Origin of the sequence: Methanobrevibacter sp., from assembly GCF_017406825.1 — an archaeon.
Classification (GTDB): domain Archaea; phylum Methanobacteriota; class Methanobacteria; order Methanobacteriales; family Methanobacteriaceae; genus Methanocatella.
The window spans coordinates 83,860-109,247 of sequence record NZ_JAFQXT010000027.1; the positions used below are offsets into that span (position 1 = coordinate 83,860).

17 protein-coding genes are annotated in these 25,388 nt (G+C 36.3%); 11 read left to right on the plus strand and 6 right to left on the minus strand.

The window, feature by feature from the left end:
* Positions 1-55 precede the first annotated feature (55 nt).
* The 4 genes from IJF99_RS04925 (at position 56) to IJF99_RS04940 (ending at position 13,599) form a co-directional block, all read left to right on the plus strand.
* Positions 56-4,636 carry a right-handed parallel beta-helix repeat-containing protein gene (locus IJF99_RS04925; protein ID WP_292792670.1) on the plus strand — a complete coding sequence of 1,527 codons (4,581 nt, stop codon included), beginning with the start codon at positions 56-58 and terminating at the stop codon, positions 4,634-4,636.
* A 14-nt stretch (positions 4,637-4,650) separates the two neighbouring features.
* Positions 4,651-8,001: a right-handed parallel beta-helix repeat-containing protein gene (locus IJF99_RS04930; RefSeq protein WP_292792672.1), complete on the plus strand. Its 3,351-nt coding sequence runs from the start codon at positions 4,651-4,653 to the stop codon at positions 7,999-8,001.
* A 41-nt stretch (positions 8,002-8,042) separates the two neighbouring features.
* A complete protein-coding gene (locus tag IJF99_RS04935; RefSeq protein WP_292792674.1) occupies positions 8,043-11,507 on the plus strand; it encodes a C1 family peptidase in 3,465 nt (1,154 codons plus the stop codon).
* 355 nt (positions 11,508-11,862) lie between these two features.
* A complete protein-coding gene (locus IJF99_RS04940) occupies positions 11,863-13,599 on the plus strand; it encodes a Na+/H+ antiporter NhaC family protein (protein ID WP_292792676.1) in 1,737 nt (578 codons plus the stop codon).
* A gap of 17 nt (positions 13,600-13,616) precedes the next feature.
* On the opposite strand, the gene IJF99_RS04945 is transcribed toward IJF99_RS04940, so the two are convergent.
* The 3 genes from IJF99_RS04945 to IJF99_RS04955 are packed head-to-tail and all read right to left on the minus strand — an operon-like array spanning position 13,617 to position 16,470.
* On the minus strand, positions 13,617-14,324 hold the full coding sequence (locus IJF99_RS04945) for a PD-(D/E)XK nuclease family protein (RefSeq protein ID WP_292792678.1): 708 nt from the start codon (positions 14,322-14,324) through the stop codon (positions 13,617-13,619).
* Complete coding sequence (locus tag IJF99_RS04950) at positions 14,321-15,346, minus strand: glycosyltransferase family 2 protein (protein WP_292792680.1); 1,026 nt, start codon at positions 15,344-15,346, stop codon at positions 14,321-14,323. Before IJF99_RS04950 ends, IJF99_RS04945 begins: the two co-directional genes overlap by 4 nt.
* A gap of 2 nt (positions 15,347-15,348) precedes the next feature.
* On the minus strand, positions 15,349-16,470 hold the full coding sequence (locus IJF99_RS04955) for a glycosyltransferase (protein WP_292792682.1): 1,122 nt from the start codon (positions 16,468-16,470) through the stop codon (positions 15,349-15,351).
* Between the two features lie 74 nt (positions 16,471-16,544).
* Here IJF99_RS04955 and IJF99_RS04960 point away from each other — a divergent pair, with 74 nt between their 5' ends.
* The 7 genes from IJF99_RS04960 to IJF99_RS04990 all read left to right on the plus strand — a co-directional run bounded on the left by IJF99_RS04960 (position 16,545) and on the right by IJF99_RS04990 (position 22,408).
* Positions 16,545-17,087, plus strand: a complete 543-nt coding sequence (locus IJF99_RS04960; RefSeq protein ID WP_292792684.1) for a flavodoxin family protein — start codon at positions 16,545-16,547, stop codon at positions 17,085-17,087.
* Between the two features lie 92 nt (positions 17,088-17,179).
* Positions 17,180-18,154, plus strand: a complete 975-nt coding sequence (locus tag IJF99_RS04965) for an alpha/beta hydrolase (RefSeq protein WP_292792686.1) — start codon at positions 17,180-17,182, stop codon at positions 18,152-18,154.
* Positions 18,155-18,237: 83 nt separating this feature from the next.
* On the plus strand, positions 18,238-19,683 hold the full coding sequence (locus IJF99_RS04970) for a sodium-dependent transporter (protein ID WP_292792688.1): 1,446 nt from the start codon (positions 18,238-18,240) through the stop codon (positions 19,681-19,683).
* 85 nt (positions 19,684-19,768) lie between these two features.
* The gene (locus IJF99_RS04975) at positions 19,769-20,029 is read left to right on the plus strand and encodes a 4Fe-4S binding protein (protein WP_292792690.1); all 261 of its coding nucleotides are present in this window, start codon (positions 19,769-19,771) and stop codon (positions 20,027-20,029) included.
* A gap of 222 nt (positions 20,030-20,251) precedes the next feature.
* A complete protein-coding gene (locus tag IJF99_RS04980) occupies positions 20,252-20,944 on the plus strand; it encodes a hypothetical protein (RefSeq protein WP_292792692.1) in 693 nt (230 codons plus the stop codon).
* Between the two features lie 2 nt (positions 20,945-20,946).
* A complete protein-coding gene (locus IJF99_RS04985) occupies positions 20,947-21,948 on the plus strand; it encodes a GGGtGRT protein (protein WP_292792694.1) in 1,002 nt (333 codons plus the stop codon).
* 46 nt (positions 21,949-21,994) lie between these two features.
* Positions 21,995-22,408 carry an NUDIX domain-containing protein gene (locus tag IJF99_RS04990; protein WP_292792696.1) on the plus strand — a complete coding sequence of 138 codons (414 nt, stop codon included), beginning with the start codon at positions 21,995-21,997 and terminating at the stop codon, positions 22,406-22,408.
* Between the two features lie 486 nt (positions 22,409-22,894).
* Here IJF99_RS04990 and IJF99_RS04995 read toward each other — a convergent pair whose 3' ends face one another.
* The 3 genes from IJF99_RS04995 to IJF99_RS05005 all read right to left on the minus strand — a co-directional run bounded on the left by IJF99_RS04995 (position 22,895) and on the right by IJF99_RS05005 (position 25,357).
* The gene (locus IJF99_RS04995) at positions 22,895-23,662 is read right to left on the minus strand and encodes a V4R domain-containing protein (RefSeq protein ID WP_292792698.1); all 768 of its coding nucleotides are present in this window, start codon (positions 23,660-23,662) and stop codon (positions 22,895-22,897) included.
* A gap of 232 nt (positions 23,663-23,894) precedes the next feature.
* Positions 23,895-24,692, minus strand: a complete 798-nt coding sequence (locus IJF99_RS05000; RefSeq protein ID WP_292792700.1) for an amidohydrolase family protein — start codon at positions 24,690-24,692, stop codon at positions 23,895-23,897.
* 14 nt (positions 24,693-24,706) lie between these two features.
* The gene (locus IJF99_RS05005; protein ID WP_292792702.1) at positions 24,707-25,357 is read right to left on the minus strand and encodes a hypothetical protein; all 651 of its coding nucleotides are present in this window, start codon (positions 25,355-25,357) and stop codon (positions 24,707-24,709) included.
* Between the last annotated feature and the right edge of the window lie 31 nt (positions 25,358-25,388).

The window sequence follows — 25,388 nt, forward strand, 5'->3', positions numbered from 1 at the left end:
AAGTTGAGTATTTTTTTATTTTAATTGACTTTATGAAAATGTTACAGGTGTGTTTATGAAAGTGAATAAAAAGATTTTTATTTGCGCACTGTTGGTGCTGATAATGATGTGCGTTGTCAGTACGGCAAGTGCAACAGAACCACTTAACGACAACTTGACTGCAACAGATACAGGGGGAGTAATTGGCAGCGATGTCAGTGAAAAATTGAGTATCTCGGATATTGAGGAAGAGTTAAGTGCAGAAGGCGATACCATTACAGTTGATTGTAATGGTGGCGGGGATTATACAACAATTTCTGATGCTGTTAGCGCCGCTAACGGTGGGGAAACTATTTTTATTAAGAACGGAGAATATACTGAGGCCCCTATTTCAGGGATTAGCAAACAGTTAACATTTACAGGTGAAAGCCAAAATGGAGTAATTATTAAAACAACAGGAACTACTGGATTTCTAACTACCACAGAATCCGGTTATACCTCTTTAATATTTAACAATCTAACTTTTAAAGATGTGAACGGAGGATCTGGTGCCACAATTAATATTGGTGGAAATGGAAATGTAAACATACTTAACTGTACTTTTGATAGTTGTTATTCTAGATACGGTTCAATTCGTATTTTCACATCCGGAGCTTTGTTGATTGAGGATTGTAAAATATTAAATTCACAATCTTCAACAGGTTCATATTCCAGTGCTATTGATTTAGGAGGAAGCGGAACAAATGATTATACAATAAAAAATACTGTTATCGATAATTCTTCAATCAAAAGTACAAGTGCCGCAACTTACATCTTTGGTATGATATATAATGAAGCTACTTCTCGTACTCTTACATTGGATAATGTGACATTGTCAAATTGTATTTGTGATAAAAGCAATGGATTAATATCTACAAAAGGTAATATGAAAATTAAAAATTCAAAATTGATTAACAATATTATTTCAAGAGATGGAATTTTTGGATTAATTTTCATTAGTGGAGGTAAATCTGTAACCATTGAAACTACTCAAATTACTAATAACACTGAATCAAATTATCTTTTAACATCAAATAGTGCATCTGCTTCATTTGATTTATCATATAATAATATTCAGGATAATACTTTTAAAACAGCATGGGTGAATCCTAATTATGATGCATATGTTTTAGATGCTAATTACTGGGGATCAAATTCTTTACCTGATGGAATAACCGCTTCTACCTGGATTGTTGAAGAAAATGGAGTTTACAAATTAAACACAGGTGAAGAAATCGATGTCATTATTCCAGGTTTAAATGATGAAACAGAACCTGAGCCTGAAATCGAATATGATATATATGTTGATTGCTATGCTGCTGATGGCGGTGATGGATCTAAAGAAAATCCATTCAATTCAATTTTGAATGCAATTACTGCAGCTGATGATGGAAAAACAATTTTCGTTAAAAATGGTGAATATATTGAAGATTCATTGTCATTCACCAAATCTGTTAATATCATTGGTGAAAGTAAGGATGGAGTAATTGTTAAAGCAAATGGTAATATTGCAATGTTGACTACAACTTCCACAGGTATTGTTCTATCTTTTAATAATTTGACCTTTAAAGACTCTGCCAGAACTGGTGGAAGTGGATTAATGTTCTTTGGAGGAACTGTAGATTGGAACTTTGATAATTGTAATTTTATTAATCTAAGTTCTAAATATGGTGCCATCCAAATGAATACTGCAGGCACAATAACTATCTCAAATTGTTTATTTGATAATGTAAAAGAAAAAAGTAATTCTCCAGGTGCCGGTTTAATGTATTTAAACGGTGGTGGAATAACCAATATAATTGATACTATTATTACAAACTGTGGATATGAAGCTGCATCTGGTCAAATGAATGGTCTTATTTATGTATATGGTTCTTCAAATGTTTTAAATATTGAAAGAACTGTAATCAAGAATAATAAAGGACCTGGTAATGGACTCATACGTACTGCAGGTGAAGTTAACATTAGAAATTCAAGTATTGTTAATAACACTATTGAATTGAATCCATCAGGTGGTGTAGGAGATTCATTATTCTATGTCACAAAAACATTAAATATTGAGCAATCCATTATTGCAAACAATAGTGGTCCTAAAAATCTTGTGTACTCTGGTGCTGCAGGTTCCACCACTATGAATTATAATTATATTCAGAATAATACTTTCCCATCTGGATTTAAAACAGCAAATGGTGCTTTAGATGCGGAATACAATTACTGGGGAAGCAATGACAAACCGACTGATCCTAGTGTAACTCGTTATGCTATTATGGATGGTGAAGGTCATTTCACTGACGATGAGGGAAATGCTCTTGCAAAAGAAATACCAGTACCAGGTGATGATGGCGATGAACCTCAACCTGCAGTCTTAGATATTATTTACGTATCTGACTCTACAGGAAGCGACGATAATGATGGATCAATTTCTGCTCCTGTGAAAACTATTGCAAAAGCTATTGAATTGGCTCAAAATGGTAAAGTTGTCATTTTAGTCGGCAATTACACTTTAACAGAAACATTGTCAATTGATAAGGATTTGGACATTGAAGGTAGAGGGACTGTTTTAATAAAAAGCAATTTCCAAATAATCTCAACTTCAAAAGCTCTTAATCTGACTAACATTAAATTCGATTCAACTGCCGACATCTCAGGTGCAGTTATCACAACCACCAATGATTTGAACATTGATTCTTGCGTATTCTATGCCAATACCGAATCAGGCAGTGCAATTCATGCTGATGGCGGAAACATTGTTATTGCAAATTCTGTTCTATTGAATCCAATCGGTTATGCTTTGACTGCAACTTCAAGTTCCACAGTCAACGCCAATAACAACTGGTGGGGTAAAAACCAATCTGCAAACACTGAAGTAGCTGTATCATCTTGGATTGTAATGGATGCCAGTGTAGATTTGGCTAAAATCAATCCTGGTGATGAAGTGACAATCACTGTTTCATTCAACAAGACCAATGCCGGCAGCGATTATGCAGGTACCTTGCCTGAATTCGACGTGAAAATCACAGCTTCCAGTCTTGATACAAATGCCACAGTCAAAAACAACAAGGCATCTGTAAAATACACTGTAAACGCCGATGATGAAGCAACAGTCACTTCAGGAAGCGAACAAATAGTTGTTCCTCTTAAATTATATGACCCTCCTGAAGTCATTTACGTTGACGCCCTGAACGGTGCCGACACCAATGACGGTGATGAAGCCCATCCTGTTCAAAGCATTGCAAAAGCAATTGAACTTGCGATTAAAGGAAAAATCATCATCTTGGAAGGAACATACACAATTGACAGCACTTTAATTGTGAATAATGACCTGGATATCAAAGGTCAAGGAAATGTAATCATAGACGGAAATTCAAAAAGAATCTTAAACAATAACGCTAACCTGAACATTTCAAATGTCCAGTTCACTAACGGATTTGACAGTTCAGCGGTTATTGTTAACAACGCTAACTTGACACTCAACAACACACTCTTCTATTCAAATGTCAATTTGAACGGATACGGTGCAAGCGTTGTTAGAAACAATAAGAAATTGATAGTTGACAATTCCAAATTCTACGAAAACAAGGAAAGATATGGAAATATCTACAACAATAATGGTGCAGAATTGCTGATCAACAATTCCGAATTCTATGACAATGACGTTACAGATGTCACAACCGTTGCAACAGGTATTGCACTCTACTCAGAAGGCGGAAATGCTGTAATTGAAAATTCCAAATTCTATAACAATAAAGGTAACTTTTCTGTTATCTATTTCCTGTCAAGAGATTCATTGAGTTCAACCGTCGTTAATAACTTGACCATAACAAATTGTATTTTCGACAATAACGAATTGGTAAGATATGGTGCCGTATACTCACAAAAAGCAAATACAACCATAAAAGATTCCACTTTCACAAACAATGTCGTTAAAAAATCCAGCATAGCCAACGGTGAAGGAGCTGCGATTTATGTGACAGGTGAAAAGGTAACAGTCGAAACATCAGTATTCAAAAACAACAATGCCGCTGACAGCGGTAAGGACATATATGTTTATGCTGGTGAATTGGACATTTCCGATTCAGTTTTAATCAATGAAAACGGTTATTCCATTGAAAAGGCATCAGCAGCTGTTGTAAATGCTAATGACAACTGGTGGGGTAACAATACTCCGAACACCGATATCGATGTTGAAAGATGGGTTGTAATGACCGTAAGCTCAAATGACGATGACATACAAATCGGAGACGAAATCACAATCACCGCTTCATTCGACAAGACAAATGACGGTGCCGACTACACAGGTGATTTGCCTGAAGTGTTTGACGTGACATTCACTTCTACAAGCGGAAACCTAAATGAAGTAAAAGCAGTCGAAAACAAAAAGGCCGAAGTCACATACACTGTTGATTATGCAGATAAAAAGATTACCGTAACTTCCGACAATGCCATTGAAACTTTAACCGTCAACAGAATCCTTGATATCATCTACGTATCAACTGAAGGTAGCGATGACAATGACGGTGATAGGGACGCTCCCGTCGCTACATTGGCAAAAGCAATCAGCTTGCTCAAAAAGGCCAAATCGTCATCCTTGCAGGTACTTATAAGACAGGTGATTTAGGAACCATTTCAGATATGACCTTAAACATTACCGGTGAAGGAAAAGTCATCCTTGATGCTGACAACAACAATAGAATCCTTTACGTCGGCAATGACAGCAAACTTGTTCTTAAGAATTTAATATTAATCAATGGTCTTGCTTCCGCAAGTTCTGATGAAAGTGGTGCGCTTTTAGGAAACAATGGTGATTTGACATTGATTAACTGTACCCTAGCCAATTCCACTTCACAGAAAAACGGCGGTGCAATATTCAATGCACGCAATTTAACTATTATTAATTCAACATTCGAAAACAATGTTGCTGAGAAAAACGGTGGGGCAATCTTCACTCAAAAATCAGGTGTCGGAACTCCAACATTAACCGTATCCAACTCCGTATTCAGAAACAACACCGCTAAAGGTGAATCCAATTATGGCGGCGGAGCAGTATATGTTCAAAGTGCTGCTGACGGTGTGCTATTTGAAAATTCAATATTTGAAGACAACAAATGTTACGATTATGGTGGAGGAGCAATCGAAATTGCTCAGACAAATGTCGCTTTTATCAATAACTGTACATTCATAAACAACTCTGCTAATGGTGAAGACCATAAAACCAGATCAAATTATGGTGGTGGAGCGATAAGCTTCAAAGGAGCATACGACAGTGCCCGTGAAACTTTAACAGTCACAAACTCCCTATTCATTGACAATTACGTTAACGAATGTGGTGGCGGAGCAATATATGCAATGTATTCCACAGTCGATGTCCACAATTCAGTGTTAATCAATAACAATGACAAAAACGGAGTTGCAGTATACGGAAGGGATGCAGACGTTGCACCTGCAAAAATCACCGCCAACGACAATTGGTGGGGTTCAAATGATGATCCTAAATCATCCATCAACAGAGGAACCTTGACAAGATGGGCTATCCTAACAGTTTCCAACGATACCGCAATCGCTGCTGGCGAAACAGTCAAATTGACTGTCAGCATCAACCAATACACAACCGGAAGTGAAAACGGAACATTGGCAAACACAATCAATGTCGAAAGACCTGTAACAATATACACCAATTTAGGAAATATCGAAGGAACATTGGTCAGTGGTGAATTCACAACCGATTACCTTGTACCTGAAGGTTTGAAAATAATTTCCGCAACTGTTGACAGCGAAACTCAAGTATTATATGTAGTCACTACCAAAACAACTGTTGAAATTGACAATATAACCGGTTTAATGGGTGACAGGTTGGAATACACAATTAAGGTAACGGCCAATGACGGCTCAATCGTAAACACAGGTGAAGTGATATTGCTCTTCGGCGATTCCTATATTACCACAATTCCTGTTTCAAACGGTGTGGCAAAAACCACTGTAATAATCAATCAGAAAACTGGCATTTACACAATTACCGCAAAATACATTGATCCTACAGAGGAATTTGCAGACAATCAGGCAACCGCCACTTTAAATGTAACAGGCATTGACAATATTGTAACACCGGATACAATGGATAAATTCTTCAATGACGACGGCGTCGTTAAACATGATTTGCCATTTGATGAACTTATCTTCCAAGGCGAATTCAACGATTTAGGAACTCTCACAATCAACAAACGCATTGCTGTCACAGGTGATGGCGCTTTATTCAACAACACTGCCCTTTACATAATGGGTAACGATGTTGCCGTTAAAAACATTGAATTTGTTGCAGATAAACAATTCGATAATAATGCAGTCATCTACGTTGATGGTAAAAATGCTTTAATAGAAAACAATACAATCATCTATGATGCTCCAAATACAGATGATTCATTCGCAATCTATCTGGACGGTGCAGACGGTGCTCAATTGATTGAGAATGACATTTTCTATGACGGCAAAGTGGGCGAAGGCATCAAGACCATGGCAATATATGCAATTGACAGTGACAATGTGATTGTTCGTGACAATTATGTTGAAGCTTCAATCCCATCTGTAGATGTGGGCTACGGTCCTGGACCTGATTATGCACCTATGGTTTTATCTGCAGGCGTTGACTTTGAAATATGCAATAACCTAACCTTTGAGGAAAATACTCTTATCGTTGACTATAACGAATCCGCAGGATATTCAGATACCACTTACGGATTGCTGTTTGCCGATGGCAATGACGCCAAAATCATAGGCAACGATATTGCACTCAACGGCCATGCTTATGCATACGGCGTTCAAATCAAAGGAAACAACATTGCATTTGAGGACAATTCTGTTGATGTAACATCAGATGACCATTATGCTGCCGCCATTGCTGTTCAAGCATCCACAACAGCAAACATTGAAGGAAATGATTTCACAGCTTCATCCGAAAATGTTGCATATGGTATATATGCTGACGATTGGGGAACCAAAACTTCTGATTTAACAATTAAGGACAATGTTGTCGATGTTGACTCCAATACCGCTTATGGCATGTCCATTGTAGCTAATAAAGCTGACATCAGTGATAATGAAGTTACCGCAAACGGTAATTACACTATTGCAATAGGCGTTAAAAACGCTGATGCGACAATTAAGGACAATGTCATTGTAGCCAACGGAACTAATGTCGGTGAATCTGCAGACAGTTATCCTATGGTTGACCCTGTTGAAACCTTAGGCATTTATGCAAAAGATGCAAATGTTGATATCGAGGGAAACAACGTTTCTTCAACAAGCAAAAAGACCATTTCCCTAGACGGATGCAATGGAACTATTGTAAACAACAAGTTGGTTGCTGACGGCGTTAAAGGAGATGCAAGCATCGCCTTGAACAACTCAGATGTTAAAGTCGATAACAACAAATCTTCTGAAGACCCAGTCACTCCAACAGAAGATGTCATAAAAGTAGTGGCAAGTAATGCAAACGTGGATTACGGATTTGGATATAAAGTTCGCGTCACAATAAACGGCAAATCCGTTGGCGCGGGCAAAGTCGTGACTTTAAAAATAGCTGGAAAAACATTGAAAGCAAAAACAGATAAAAACGGTTATGCTACATTCTACCTGAAAGTAAAACCTAAAAAGTACACTGCTAAAGTAACTTACAATAAGGTTTCAAAAACTGTAAAAGTTACCGTTAAAAATGTTATCAAAGCTAAAAACCAAAGCATCAAAAAATCAGCAAAAAGAGTAAGAGTTAAAGTAACCTTAAAAACATCTAAGAAAAAAGCGATTAAAGGTAAAAGGATTGTTCTTAAGATTAAAGGTAAAAAAGTAACAGCAAAAACCAACAAGAAAGGTGTTGCAACCTTTAAGATTAAGAAAAGTATACTCAATAAACTTAGAGCTGGTAAAAAATACAAATACCAAGTAATCTACGGAAAAGACACAGTTAAGAAAACTTTAAAAGTTAGAAGATAGGGATTATATAATCCCTATTTCTTTTTTCTTTTTTTGGGGGAATGAAATTGGCTAAATATCATAAAATAATCCTGATGGCATTGCTTTTGATGTTAGTAATTCCGTCATGCTACGCAATAAACGATGAAGCAAGCGACCTGAGTGAAATTGATGAAAACCAGACGGTCACTGCAATAGACAATCACGATGATACATTAACATCAAATAATGATTACTACTTCGATGCATCACTTGAAGATGACAGCGGTGATGGATCCATTCATAATCCTTATAAATACTTGACAGCAGAAAGAATTAAGGGAAATTCCAATATTCATTTGGCAAATGGGGAATATGACCTGGATTATTCCAAATCAATCGAAATGGTGAATATTATTGGAACTGACCCGACACAAACAATAATCAGATATGACGGTGTCGGATTTACAGTTAATTCCCTTCTGACATTGACAAATGTTACATTGAGGGACATGTCAATTACTAATCTTGCAACAATCAATGCAACAAACACAATCTTCAATTTTGGCTATGGAAGTGCGCCGGATAGATATGGGAACAATTACGGAGGCGCAATATACACATCTAATACAAACGAAAACTCCAAAGTCACAATCACAAACTGCACATTCGAAAACGGATATGCCGTATATGGAGGGGCAATATACATGGGCGCAGGTTACCTAAGCGTTTCAAATTCCCAATTCATAAACAACTATGCATATAACTTCGGAGGAGCCATTGCCTGTGAAAATACAGCCGATGTAACCATCTCCAGGTCAAAATTCATAAGATGTTACACCATTGACGATGCGGGAGGAGCGGTCTATATCAAATCATCTCCCCTTAAAATCGACCACAGTGATTTCATCAACTGTTCCGCGACATTTGGTGGAGCAATAACAACATTGAACAGTGATGTGACATTAAATTACAATAATCTATATAACAATTCTGCAAAATGGGATGGAGGATCAGTTTATCATATGTATGGAACTTTTGCTTCCACATATGGAGTGTTCAACAATAATTCCGCAAGAAACGGCGGAGCATTATTCATTGACAATTCTACCGATTTAGTTTTACTGTCTAATCTATTTGAAAATAACAGCGCTAAGATTCAGGCAGGTGCAATATATTCCCTTTTGAATAATCTACGTTTACCTATAAGAAATAATGCATATAAAAATAATTTTGCTCCTTTGGATAATGATTACGTTGACACAAATGATTTGAACGTCCATCTCGGTGGAGAAAACTATACAATTTATACGGTGGAGGATATTGAAATCACCGACATTCCAAGTTATTACAGTCTAATACAGGAAGGTCTTGTAACACGGGTGAAAGACCAGCAATCCAGCGGCAACTGCTGGGCATTTACAGCAATGGCAGTTCTGGAATCCTGTCTTAAAAAGGCTACAGGAATAGAATTCGACTTGTCAGAGGAAAACATGAAAAACCTGATTGCATTATATTCAGATTACGGATGGAAAATGGACACCAACGAAGGGGGATATGATTCCATGCCGTTCGGATATTTCGCAGGTTGGCTTGGTCCTGTCGATGAAATGTCAGATTTGTTTGATGACAAGTCCGTCCTGTCCCCTGTTCTGGACAGCATATTGCATATCCAGAATATACTGTTCCTGAAAAGGGACAATTATACGGATAATGATGCAATAAAAACTGCAATCCTGAAATACGGTGCCGTCGGTACTTCCATTTACTTTGATGACTATTACCTGTATAATGGGTCAAATTACTATACTTGGGCATTGTATCCTTCAAATCATGCAGTTACCATCGTCGGATGGGATGATAACTATTCAAGAGACAATTTCTATTTCGGAAGCTATGCAGATGGTGACGGCGCATGGATTGTTAAAAACAGCTGGGGTCCGAATTGGGGCGATGACGGATACTTTTATGTATCCTATTATGATGAATCATTTGCAAAACCTGGTGTTGAAGGAATCGCATATACATTTGTTTTGAATGATACAGTAAGATATGATAAGAACTATCAGTATGACATTGCAGGTAAAACTGATTATTTGCATGATAACAGGCTTGGCGTATGGTATAAGAACAAGTTTACTGCAACTGACTTTGAAATTTTGTCCGGAGTATCCACATACTTTGAAAAATTGACCAACTGGACAGTATCGGTGTATGTCAACAACGTCTTGAAATCAACCAAAAGCGGAACATCCTCTGCAGGTTATTACACATTCCATCTGGACGACATCATTCCCTTATATGAGGGCGATGTTTTTGAAATCGTATTCAATACCACAACCGATAAAATGTCAGGAGTTCCTATTTCAGAAATCGCATCACTCAACAAGGCAATCTATTTCCCTGGAATATCTTATGTTAGCTATGACGGTGAAAATTGGGAAGACCTGTTTTATCTGTCAAAAACCTATGCTCTACATACCTATAAATCTCAAGTGGCATGTATCAAGGCATTCACAGTGTTAGCCAGATATAACACAACCACTGCAATAGATATTGTTGGAAATAACTTTGTTGTAAGTGTTGTTGACCAATTCAATAATAGCGTTAAGAATGGCAGAATCGCTGTTGAATTTAACAACAGCACCCAAACATTTGATCTTACCGATGGGTGTGCATCAATTCCATTCAGTTTGGCAGACGGAATCTACAATATTTCAGCCGAGTATTATTCAGATAATTATAACGGCTCAAAAGGCAATCTAAGCTTTGAAATATTGTTAAAGATCGATTTGCCTTCTTCAGCCACATATACCTTAAATTCAGATTACAGAATCATACTGCATGACCAGTTTGGAAACAGGATTGCAAACAAAAAAGTAATTCTAAATGTCGACAATGCCGAATATGAAAAAACCAGTGACGATAACGGTGAAATATCATTCAGTATCAATTTGAATGTGGGAAACCATAAGGTTACAGTTTCAAACCCTTCCAATAATGAGAGCGTATTCCAGAATATTAGGGTGTCCGCCCGTTTAACTGATAATAGGGATATTGTCATGTATTATGGGGCGAATGACTATTATAAGGTTAAAGTATATGGAGATTTTGGAAAGCCGATTTCAGGCGAATCAATTAAAATAATAATCAATGGAAAATCATATTCCGCCAAAACTGATAAAAACGGTTTTGCATCTGTCAGATTAAACAGGTTAACTGCCAACAAATACACTGTCAGCGTTACCTATAAAGGGTTTAAGGTTTCAAATAAGATAACCGTTAAACCTACTTTGACCGCTAAAAACAAGTCAGTCAAAAAAGGAAAGACATTAACTTTCCAGGCAAAGCTGGTCAACACGAAAGGAAAGGCCCTGAAGGGCAAAAAAATTACTTTTGCAATTAAAGGTAAAAAATACAACGCCAAAACTAATAAGAGGGGTATCGCTAAAATCAGTATTAAAAAACTGAAAGTCGGCAGATATACCATTAAATCCAGTTATGGCAGATTAAGCATTTCCAATAAAATTGTGGTTAAAAGCAAATAATTAAATTAATTATTTGCATACCTTTTCTTTTTTTAACATTGTTCGGATTTTCAAGAGAAAGGTTCAAATCCTGAAGATATTCAGGGTAATAATAATAAGATGAGCATATTGTTGAAATAATTAAAGAAATCAATATGATTGTTTAAAAAAATTAATCGAATACTTTGCAAAATTATTAATTTTTTTCATTTTTCTCAATTTTCTTGTTTAATTATACAGTTTTTTAAAAATAATATTTTTATAGTATTAACAACCAATAATTAAATGTAGATAATAACGTTTGATGTGTATTATCTTGTTTATTTGAAATAATTAATTATTTTAATAAATGTATAGGAAAATGGTGTGATAATAAATGAATGACAATATGAAATTAGGTTTAGTAGCCGCTGTTTCTATTATAGCCCTTTTTGTATTATCATTATGGATTACTGCCTTGCCTGAAAATTCAGATAATGCTGTTAGATTCGGTATATTAACATTATTACCGCCTCTTGTCGCTATCGGATTAGCATTCATAACAAAAGAGACAGTTTTATCTTTATTTATTGGGGTTTTCGTTGGGGAATTCATGTTGAATATTAATGATTTGAATATCATTAACACAGCAATCAATGCGTTCCTGGATTTAGGTTCACAAATCATTGCTTGTATGGCTGATCCTTGGAATGCAGGTATTATTCTTCAATGTCTGCTTATTGGAGGAGTTATCCAACTGATTACTAAAATGGGTGGAGCACAGGCTCTTGCTGATGCATTTGCAAAAAGAGCGGACACTCCAAGAAAAGCACAGCTATTCACTTGGCTTTTAGGATTATTTGTATTCTTTGATGATTATGCAAATTCCTTAATCGTAGGTCCTATCATGAGACCTGTAATGGACAAACTTAAAGTATCTAGAGAAAAATTAGCATTTGTAGTAGATGCAACTGCGGCTCCTGTAGCTGGTATTGCAATTATTTCAACCTGGATTGGATTGGAAGTTAGTTTAATTGCAGCCGGTTTCCAATCAGTGGGAGTTAGTAACGTCACAGGATTTGGAATATTCTTGCAGACTATTCCTTACAGATTCTATAATATATTCATTCTGATATTCATTGTAATATCTGCATTGACATTATATGAATTCGGTCCAATGAAAAAAGCAGAACAAGCTGCTCGTAAAAGGAAAGAAGGAGAAGAAGTTATTGTTCCTGAAGCACCTGGTTTTGATGAAGTCAAACCTGTTGAAGGAATCAAGCTTTCAGTATGGAATGCAATCATACCTGTTGCAACATTGATTATCGGTGCACTTATTGCATTTTACTGGAGCGGATACACCACCATCTTAGGTGGAGAAGACCAAGCTCTCATTACCTTAATGCACACTGCTCCATTATCATTCAATGGAATATTTGAAGCTTTAGCAGCTTCAGATGCATCCGTTGCATTGTTCCAGGCTGCACTTCTCGCATCTATAGTGGCTATCGTGATGGCTGTCGGCCAACACATATTGACTATTGAAGATGCAATCACCGAATGGATCGGAGGTATGAAAACCATTGTTATCACCGGCGTAATCCTGCTTCTCGCATGGTCCTTAGGAAGTGTTATCGGTGATGTCGGAACTGCCGACTATCTGGTTGGAGTTTTAGGCGGAACAATTCCAGCATGGATTGTACCTGCACTGATCTTCATTTTAGGTGCATTGATTTCATTTGCTACAGGTACAGCTTATGGTACAATGAGTATCTTAATGCCATTGGCCATTCCTTTAGGTTGGGCCGTAAGTACTGGTGATATGAACTTCACAATCGTCTGTACAAGTGGAGTATTGACCGGTGCAATTTTCGGAGACCACTGTTCACCGATTTCAGATACAACAATTCTGTCATCCATGGGTACCAGTTGTAACCATATTGACCACGTTCAAACACAAATCTACTATGCGATATTCGTTGCGCTTGTAGCCGTATTCATTGGATACATCCCAGCAGGTTTAGGAGTACCGTTCTATATATCCCTGGTTGTCGGTATAATCGTACTCTTTGTTGGTCTTAGAATACTCGGTGAAAAAGTTGATTTTGACGAAGTTGAGGAAGCATCCTCATAACTTCACTTTTTTTTATTTTAAAAATAGTCACAAATATCTTTATATGTGCAGAATCTGCATAAATACTGTGGGTTTGCATCAAAGTTGCCGTTATTTATTTCATTTCTTACAAAATAGAATTTATCAATGGCTTCATCTATTTCACGGGAATGCAGAAATTTCCTTTTGTTTTCCTCATCACGCACATCAAGCAGTCTTAAACGGCCATTTCTAGTAAAGAATATTCCGACGCTTTTGACTTCCCTTTCATAAACATTTTCAACTAGAAGCTTATAGTAACACAGTTCTCTTCTGTATTTGTGAAATGAATTGGAATTGCTGGTCTTATAGTCAATAACTACCAGATTCTCATCATCATCTTCAAGGATAATGTCGCAAATCCCAGAAAAGCGATGGATTTTATCATGAAGGTATTCCTCCTGGCTGAATAGCTTGTAGTCATTGTCAACAAACACCTCTTTGAAAAACAAGCTTAAATTATCGACGTGCTCTGAAATATCATAACCGATATCCAAATCGTCAGTGATCTTAAAAAGTTCATTCTTGATATTGACGTTATCCAGCTCATCTCCGAATCGGTCTGCAAATGTTTCGGCTACGGAATGGACGTCGCTTCCAAGAATCATGTATTTATTGGGTTCGGCTTCAATCTCATCAATATATTGAAACTTAAACTCCAGTGGACATTTCAGATATGTGTTGATTTTAGATTTAGATAGTTTCATAGTAATTTTTTCCTTAATCTTTTAAATCTGCTTTCAGCTGAATAGCTGTCGACGCATGATTCGAACTCATCTGCATTTCTTGATTTTATTGCGCATTCAAAAATGTGCCTGTATCTAGGCTTCAACTCTTTTTTAAAGTAATTGTCGTTTTCCCATTTTTCCTTATTCTTCAGATAATCCTGTCTGATTCTTTCAAAGAACAATTCTTTTTGTGATTCATCAGCCCTTTTGAATAATCGATAGATGTTGTGAAAAATCCTGTAGTATAATTCCTCTTTATGGTTTTCATGATGATATTCGTCACATAAATCCAGAAGCAGGCTGGCGATATCGATAATGTCAAGGGATTTCACCGTTAAGGGGGTTGTTGTCGAATCTGTATGTTTGCGTCTGTTGTATAGGAATTCATCATAAAAGTATATCTTTTCGGCTTTAAAAAGCGCATGTGTGAAAAACACGTTATCTTCAAAGAGCAAGCCTTCCGGAAATCTGACATCTGATATGAATTCACGCCTAAAAAGATTTCCCGGAGGACATACACACAACTCCAGTGCAAAATCCTTCACGTTATTATAATTGAATGAATCCAAACCGACGCGACTTTTTAAATAAGGCATGTTGTAGTAGTCATCATCAATCAGTTTGCCTGTCTCGTCAAGGAAATTGCTTATCTTGAATATTATGAAATCAAATTCATTGTCATCTATAAACCCAATCAGTTTCTCGAAGGCATCAAAATCAAGATAATCGTCACTGTCCATAAAATAGATGCATTCCCCTGTTGCTTCGGACAATCCAATATTTCTGCTTGCTCCCGCACCCTTATTTTGCTGGTTGATGATTCTGATTCTTGAATCCCTCTTTTGATATTCATTCAGTATGTCTGAAGTGCCGTCGGTTGACCCGTCATTGACACAGATTATCTCGATATCGCCGAATGACTGGTTGACTAAACTATCAAGGGATTTCTCCAGATACTTTTCGCAATTATATACCGGCATGATGACAGATATCCTAACCATGATCAGTTCCCCTTAAGCTTTCTTAACGGTTTGGTGATTTTCCAACTTTTTGAGGATAACAGTTCCTGATTTTTTCGTTTCAACTCATTGTTTTCATGTTTAAGTTTATTGTTTTCCTCTTTAAGTGCTTCTAATTTTGTTTTTAACTGATAAAATTTCAGATAAACATCAACTTCCTCAAATCTTTGGGATTCAATAACCGCATTGAATATGTTTTTATGATACTCTTCGATTTCTTCCAATTTTAATTCAGTTTCATATTCATCCTTTTGCTCTAAAAATGATGATTTCATATGATTGTAATAATATTGCTTGCATTCAGGCTTGATTAGACTAAATCTGTAATATATGCTGTCAATCTTTCTCATGAATAGCATTTCCCGAAATTCAGGATACATGCCCTTGTCCTTGAACTTCCGATAGATGTGGTCATAGACTTCAATAATGTCAGCATGCTTTTTCGATGCCTTTGTAATGACGGAATCATTTCTGATTCTTCTGTAATAAAGTATTTCGTCTAGAAAATAGATTCTTTCGGCATCAAAAATGTAATCAATGTAGAATGCATTGTCTTCAAAAATCAAACCTTCCAGGAATCTTTTGTTTTCAACCAATTCCCTTTTGAAAAACTTGTTGCAGGGACTTACATCAACCTTAAGCAGGTCATATTTAAAATCTTGATAGCTGAACACGTCTTTACCAATATCCAATAGAAACGGCATGTTGGAATAATCATAATCCTTTTCACCGGTTTTCTCATTGAAATTCAGCAATTTGAATAACACCAAATCAAGATCATTTTCCTGTGATAGGGAATGCAGCTTATTCAGGCCGTCCAAATCCAAATAGTCATCCGAATCCATAAAATAAATATAATTGCCTTTGGAGTCGTTTAAGGCGGCATTTCTGGCGGATCCCGCTCCATGATTTTCCTGTGTGATGATTCTTATTCTTGAATCGTTATTCTGGTATTCGTTCAGGATGTCTGATGAGTTGTCGGTTGACCCGTCGTCAACGCAGATTATTTCGATATCCTTGAAACTCTGATTGACTATGCTGTCCAGACATTCTTCAAGATATTCCTCAACATTATATACAGGGATTATGACAGATATTTCAACCATTTAAACACCTAAACAATAACTTATTTAAAATTTAAAGTATATATTTTTAATTACAATTTTAGGAGATTTAAAAAATGAAAATTGTAGCACTTAACGCAAGTCCACGTGTCGGTGGAAACTGTGACGTATTAATGGATGAAATGATTAAAGGAATAGAGGAAAATGGAGGAGAAGTAGTCAAATACTACTTGGAAAAATGTGATATCGCACCTTGTAAAGCATGCATGTACTGCGCTGAAAACCCTGAATGCGTAAGGGCTGATGACGGAAACAAGATTCTTGATGATTTGGTTGCAGCTGATGGCGTAATCTTTGCAACACCAATCTATTACGGTCAGATGTCCGCTCAAGGTAAATTAATAATCGACAGATTTTATTCAATAGGCCAAAACCCTGATAAAAGCTTATCCGGTAAAGCAGCATTAATATTTACCGAAAACCAGCCTGAAGGAACATACGCAGACTATATTGAAATGACCAAGTTCTCACCTTTCACTTTCATGGGATATGAAGTGATTGGTCATGTCGATGCCGGTAGCGCAGGTCCTGCAGGTATTGTGGCCGACGAACAGGAAGAAAAGTTAAAAGAAGCTTACGAATTAGGTTTAAAATTCTAAACCTAATTAACTATTTTTTTTGTTGTTCCAATCAACATTTATATAATATTTTTAACAAAATGATTATTAACTGAAAATTTAAGTTGATAATTATGGAATGTGAAAAACTAGTTTTGTGTGATGAATGGGATAAGGTATTTCCCAAATCCGATAAGATTTATCATGAAAAGGTAACTTTTGTAAATAGATATGGAATAACATTGGCCGCAGATTTGTACAAACCATTGGATGCTGATGAAAAATTACCTGCCATAGCATGTTGTGGACCATTCGGTGCAGTCAAGGAACAGGTTTCAGGATTATATGCCCAAACTTTGGCTGAAATGGGATTTTTAACAATTGCTTTTGATCCTTCATTCACTGGTGAAAGTGGAGGCCAGCCTCGCTTTATGGCTTCACCGGACATCAACACTGAAGATTTCCAAGCTGCAGTAGACTTCTTGGCCACCAATGATGATGTGGATGCTGATAGAATTGGTATCTGCGGCATCTGCGGATGGGGAGGTATGGCTTTAAATGCAGCATCTCTGGATACCCGTATTAAGGCAACCGTGACATCCACCATGTATAACATGACACGCGTAACCGCAAAGGGCTATTATGATGCAGATGATAATGCAGATTCAAGATATGAAATGAAAGTCGCCTTAAACAATCAAAGGACAGAAGATTATAGAAATGGTGAATATGCAAGAGCAGGAGGGGTTGTAAAAGAGGTCACTGATGATTTCCCTCAATTTGTAAAAGATTATCATGACTTCTATATTGAGGAATTGGGCTATCATGAAAGGTCACCGGGCTCAAATGACGGATGGAATGCTGTAGGATGCATGTCATTCATATCCCAGCCGATAATCGCATACTCAGATGAAATCAGGTCAGCCGTTTTAATTGTTCATGGCGAAAAAGCACATTCAAGATACTTCTCAGAAGATGAATTTGCAAAATTAAAAGGTGACAATAAGGAACTAATGATTATTCCCGATGCTGTTCACACAGACCTGTACTATAAAACTGACGTAATCCCATTTGAAAAGATTGCAGAGTTTTTTAATGAAAATCTTTAAAAATCCATTATGGATTTTAACTTTTTTTTTAAATCCCGTTAATTTTATATTATTTAATACATAGTATATTTGGTGCAAAAAATATGGCAAATCAAAATCAATGGGATTCCTCACTTTCATTTTTATTGGCAATGATTGGTGCCGCTGTCGGATTAGGCAACATCTGGCGTTTCAGTTATGTTGTATACTCTAATGGAGGAGGATCATTTTTCATTCCATATCTTGTTGCTATTGCAATAATGGGCATTCCATTTCTTGTTTTGGAATATGGCATAGGCTATAACTACAAGGATTCATTTTCCAATATTTTAAAGGAAATCAATCCTAAACTTGAGTTTGTTTCTTGGATGCTGGTAATATTTGTTTTTATAGTTGTAATTTATTATGTGGTTATTTTAAGTTGGGATTTGATATATGTGGCTTCCAGCATAACTTTTCCTTGGGGAAATGACCCTGCGGCATTTTTTGTTCAAAATGTTGCGGGCGGTTCCAATTTATCCAATATGGCCATGCTAATGATTCCCACCTCAATCAGCTTGTTAATAATGGGGTTTTTGCTTTGGTTCATATCTCACAGGGATTTAAATGAGGGCATTGGTAAAGCTTCAAGGATTTTGATACCTTTACTTTTTTGCTTGATGTTTTTCATTATAGTTTATGCTTTCACACTTCCAGGTGCCGGTGTCGGTATTGTGGCATTGTTAAATCCTGATTGGAGCATGCTTTTTAATATCAACATATGGCTTGCAGCCTTTTCACAGATAATCTTCTCATTAAGCATAGGTCAGGCCATTGCACTTACTTATGCTAGCTATTTGCCTGAAGGATCTAAATTGAATGATAATGTTTTGATAGTTGTTTTAGCCAACTGCTCATTTGAAGTATTTACAGCTTTGGGAATATTTTCCATTTTGGGTTATATGTCTGCAACCGCTGGAACTCCTATTGTTCAATTGGTCAGTGAGGGAACTGGATTGGTATTTGTCGTATTCCCTATGATATTTAACGTTATGGGGCCAATAGGACATATTCTTTCACCGTTATTGTTCCTTTCAATCTTATTTGCAGGAATAACCTCCGCTGTAGCGATTTTTGAACCTATGGTTAATTCAACATTGCACAAATTTGATTGGTCACGTAAAAAAACCGTAACTGTCTTATCAGTTATAGGATGTGCATTTTCTTTATTGTTTACAACAGGCATCAGCAGTTATCTTGTTGGTGTTGTTGACGGATTTGTAAATGAATTCTGCATTCTTTTTTTGATTGTAGTTCAAAGTATAATCTTCGCATGGATATATGATCTCGATTCTTTGATACCAGTATTAAATGAAAACAGCAAATTCAAAGTCGGAAAAATTTGGAAATTTAATCTTAGATACGTTTTGCCTGTATTTGTTCTTTTAATGTGGGCGATTGGGGTATTTGAGTTAATTTCAAATTCAAATAATTTTGAAATGACAATCTATGTTGTCATTGCAGTTGCGGTTCTCATTGTTAGTGGAATTTTTTCAAAAATCAAATCTTAGGAGCAGGTGAGTTATGATCGGCCTTCTCAATTTGTTAGGCGATTATCCATATTTTTCATAGGGAAAATCCAAATAATAATAAGGCATGATTTTAATATATATTGATATGGGTTTAGGTTCACTTTTTAAAAGAGGCAAAAAGAAAGAGAAAACTGAAGAGATTGAGGATTGCCATATTGATATTAACGTTGAAGATTGTGACGGATGTGAAAAATGCACTATTGCATGTCCTAACAATGTCTTAATCATCATTGATGACGTATCTTCTGTTCGTGACTCTCAGGTTTGCAAGAGCTGTAGGGTATGTGTGGCGATTTGTCCAAATGACTGCATCACTGTAAACTGACTGAAAAGTCACCCAACAAATATTGATTTTACATTTAATAATTCTGATAGTTATTAGTCTTAACTATAATTAAATTAACTTCTTTTTAATTTTAAATAATATGCATGTAAAAAAAACATTGTTTAAATGACCATTATCTACATTAATTTAATCAAATATGCAAAAATACATTAATCAAAAAACAGAAAAATAATTCTAGAAAAAAAATTTTGGAGAAATATGATGATATATTCAACAGAAATCGAAAATATGTGTCCTGTACGAAAAGGCGCAAATCATGACCCTGCTCCAATACCTGAAGAAGGCAAATGGGTAAAAGCAAAACAGATCGGAGACATTTCCGGTTTTACTCATGGAATAGGATGGTGCGCACCTCAACAGGGATGCTGCAAATTAACATTGAATGTTAAAGAGGGCATTATTGAAGAAGCATTGGTGGAGACATTGGGATGTTCCGGAATGACCCATTCAGCCGCAATGGCCGGCGAAATACTTGTCGGAAAAACCATCCTTGAAGCATTGAACACAGATTTGGTATGTGATGCGATAAACACTGCAATGCGCGAATTATTCTTACAGATTGTTTATGGAAGAACACAATCCGCATTTTCAGAAGGAGGGCTACAAATCGGTGCAGGCCTTGAAGATTTAGGAAAAGGCCACAGAAGCCAAGTAGGAACAATCTATTCAACAAAATCAAAAGGACCAAGATATCTTGAATTGACAGAAGGCTACATTATCGAAATTGGCCTTGATGAGGATAATGAAATAATAGGATACAAATACATCAACTTAGGTGTAATGCTGGATGCAATCAAGGACGGAGTTGACCCACTTGAAGCCATTGAAAAGGCAACAGGCCAATACGGAAGATTTGATGATGCAGTAAAAAAAATAGATCCGAGGAGTGAATGAGCATGAGTTTATTTGAAAGCTATGAAAGAAGAATCGACCAGATCACTCCAGTACTTGAAAAATACGGTATTAAAGACCTCCAGGAAGCAAAGCAGATATGTCTTGATAAAGGATTTGACCCATATGATATTGTAAAAGGGGTTCAGCCGATTTGTTTTGAAAATGCATGTTGGGCATACACTCTTGGAGCTGCAATAGCCATAAAGCAGGGCTGCACAAAGGCATCCGATGCTGCAAAAGCTATTGGTGAAGGACTGCAGGCATTCTGCATTCCTGGAAGTGTTGCTGATGACAGGCAAGTCGGTTTGGGTCATGGAAATTTAGCATCAATGTTATTGAGCGATGAAAGTGAATGTTTTGCTTTTTTAGCAGGCCATGAAAGTTTCGCGGCAGCTGAAGGAGCAATAGGCATTGCCAACTCAGCAAATGAAGTTCGTGAAAAGCCATTAAGAGTAATTCTGAATGGGCTTGGAAAAGATGCCGCTTTAATCATCTCCAGAATCAACGGTTTCACACATGTTGAAACAGAATTCGATTATTTCACTGGTGAGGTGAAAATCGTTAAGGAAAAGGCATATTCAGATGGTGAAAGAGCAAAAGTAAGATGTTATGGTGCCGATGATGTTCGTGAAGGCGTAGCTATTATGCATCTTGAAGGAGTTGACGTTTCCATCACAGGTAACTCAACAAATCCTACACGTTTCCAGCATCCTGTTGCAGGAACATATAAGAAAGAATGTATTCTGCAAGGTAAAAAGTACTTCTCTGTTGCTTCAGGTGGAGGAACAGGCAGAACCTTGCATCCGGACAATATGGCGGCAGGTCCTGCATCATATGGTATGACAGATACATTAGGACGCATGCACTCAGATGCCCAGTTTGCCGGTTCTTCATCCGTACCTGCCCATGTTGAAATGATGGGTTTGATCGGTATGGGAAACAATCCTATGGTTGGAGCATCAGTTGCTGTAGCGGTCGCTGTTGAAAAGGCAATGAAACAATAAAAAGGGAACATATCCCTTTTTTTTATCTTTTTTTGGAGTTTTTCGCATGACAATGTGGGGATTAACAGTAAGAGGAATATGTGAACTTAATGAAAAGGTTTTGCTTTTAAAAATAAGGTCCCGTTCAGCTCATGATGCCGGTAGATGGGAAATTCCGGGCGGAAAAGTAAAAAAATGCGAATTTTTCGATGAAGCATTGAAAAGGGAATATCTTGAAGAAACAGGACTTGAAGTTGATGTTGATTCATTGTATAATGTTGTTAGAAACGATTATACCGCCTGTAAAACATCTGAAGAAATCAAATCCATTCAACTGATTATGAAAGTGGCTTGTGAAAGTGATGAAGTTGTTATCAGTGATGAACATGATGACTACGGATGGTTTAGTTGGGATGAAGTTAATGATATGATTTCAAAAGACCTGCTGACCGTTCCGGCAGTTAACGCTTTCAAAAAATAGTAGATGATGAATCACCTACTATTTTTCATTTAATTCATTTGCCTGCATTGCAGGACGGTATCATAAGATCTATAGGATCTCCGTATCTTGTCTGGGAATTATCAACAATCATATGGGGAGGTACTTTCAATATCGGGGGGATATCGTATATTTTGTTGCATATGTGTGGATTGACCATCTGATTGTTAAATACATCTGTCTATTCAAAACAATTGTATTCTTTTTGTTGTGGGTTTCAATTTTCGATTAATCGGTGTTGTTTTCAATTTCTCATTGAATATTGAATCCAAAATCCCATAAATCTTTATGAAAATGATTTTTCTAAGGTTTCATTAGCCAAATTGTATGATGGAGGCAGATATAATGATGGAGAATAGACGGTTCATTTCTATTTTTTTCATAAATATTGCCTCATTGTCTTTAATATTCATTGATTTGATATAAATATGGGCTTTTTAGATAAATTGTCAAGGCTGAACTGAATAATTAAGGTTCAAGCTCATACACACATCTATCATCGCCCATTGAGTAGCATTTGGTTTCTAAAATTTTCAGATTAAATTTAAAATAGTTATTGAATAATGTCTCCAACATGCCTTTTTCTAAAAAACAGGAAGGCAAACCTATTTTTGCACTGTTCATTGATTCGAAACAATCAAAACAGGTTATTTCAATATTATTTTTTATATTAAAAGATAAAACTCCCAGATTGTTATCGTACCAATATTTTGAAATGTTTTTTATGAAGACGTCCAAATCATCGTCCTTCAGCTGTTCATATAGGTATTCTCCAATATGGTTTCCGACTTTTTGAAGCACTGGTGAAATGTCCATTCCGAATTCAAATAATAATGATTTGAATGTATGGGTTAAAAGAATAATATATTCAATTTCCCCATTCTGGATAAATTCATCGATTAATAATTTGGTCTGTTCCTTTTCTGCCAGCTTGATTCTATTTGAATCGATTGATCCCAGATATTCAGAATTCAGGTAGAAAATTTTTTTTCTGTTATCCAGGGGGTCCGCTTTATATTGTACAATTCCCTCTTTTCTTAAGTCCCTGAGATGCATTGAAACACTGGCTTTGGATTTTGAAGTATTCTTCACGATGTCTTCAAAATTCATTTCATCGTGTCTTAACAGCTCTAAAATCTCATATTTCATGGGACTTTTGATAATGTCAATATCTACCATTGGATGGTTAGTCTTATTGTTGTTTAATATAATTTGTATTGGGTTTGAGATAGTCATTTTTGTGTCTCCCAAAATTTGATTAAACTGAATAGTTAATTTAATTATTAAGCTTTTAATAGTATATAAATCTTTGTTTTATTCTTTAATTTTAGTTTAGGTCAATCTTAATTATTAAAATTAATTTTTACTAATTTTAATGTTTAATTAGATTATTTCAAGTAATCTTTATAATTTTAAAAAATAGATATTGTTTAAATTTTAGTTCAAAAAAAAGTAAAACGCTAAACAATCATTCAATCTTCAATAGTTTAGCGGCATTGTCATAAAGAATTTGGGAGCGTTCCTCATCAGTGAGGTCAATCCTGTTGAAATATTCCATTTCACTTACGGACTCCCACATAGGATAATCAGTTCCCCAAAGAACCCTGTCGCTTCCATATGCATGAATCAGCCTTAAAGCAGTTTCAGGACTAAGCGCATATAGGCTAGAGCTCAAATCAACATAAAGATTATCATAACCGGATAGTTTATCTGTAGCTTCCTCCCATAAACTCCAGCCGGCAAAATGAGCCCCAATAAAAGTTATATCTGGGAACTTATCTAAAAAAGCCTTGATTTGTTCGGGATTGGAGTAGTTGTATCTGAAGTCCCCGCAGTGTACAAGCATAGGCACTCCGCCTTCGCTTACAACTTCACCTATCTTGAATGCACGTTCTTCATCCATGGCAAACTGCTGAAAATCGGGATGCAGCTTAACTCCCTTCAACCCTAATTCAATCAGATAATCAAAATCGCCCTGAATATCTTCGCTGTCAGGGTGAAGAGTTCCAAAACCTGTGAACAGATTAGGATGGCTGTCAACGGACTGAGCAATAAATTCATTAATTGACTGGACCTGCTTTGGTGTTGTAGCAACAGAATGGACAAGGTAATGTGTTACTCCAACCAGATTTCCATCTCTAATCAAATCATCCAATTTGCCGTTTAATGACATGTCCAAGTCATAGAAATCTCTAATTCCCATGACTGCCTTGTCCGCTATCTTTTCAGGATAAATATGACAATGTGCGTTAATAACTTTCTGCATATCCTAAACCACCATTAATATAATTTTTCACCGGTATATAAATTCTCTTCAGTGTAAATCCTGATTAATCTGTCAATCAAATCATCATACATTAGTCTGTGACCAACAGCTCCTCCTTTGGCTGTTTTAACATTATTCAATGACTTATTTGAATTTTCTCCGCAGTTATTGATTATGTACCACATTCCATGGGGCGTATAGATGAACAATTCCCCTTCACCATCTTCAGCACCGTTTTTAAAGCTGTCTTGGGGGTCATATATCTTGGTTGAGTGAACTTCAAGACGGGACAGGTCCTGTTCCGGACGGGTGCCGGATTTTTCAAATAGCATTTTCAGCCATTCATAAGATTGGTCAATGAGGTTTGATTTTTTAATAGGATCTTTAAAGGCTTCCTTAATCTTATTCTGTCTTTTTTCAAGAGTGTTTGTTATTCCAAGTATTTCTTCGACTTTCGGGACATCTTTTTCCAGACATCTCCATCCTTCCGGCCTTCCGGTTACCTGAACATTGCCCTCTACAAAATCCATTCTTTTGAACTTTCTGAAATAGGGCTTGACTTTTTCAAATTCCTCATCTGGTATTTTTTTGTTTAAACCGTAAAGGTAACCGTATTCGTTGGCATCGTAACATTTTGTTTCAAGTTTTAATTCTTCATTCACCATAACATCCACTCAAATAAATATATTATTAATT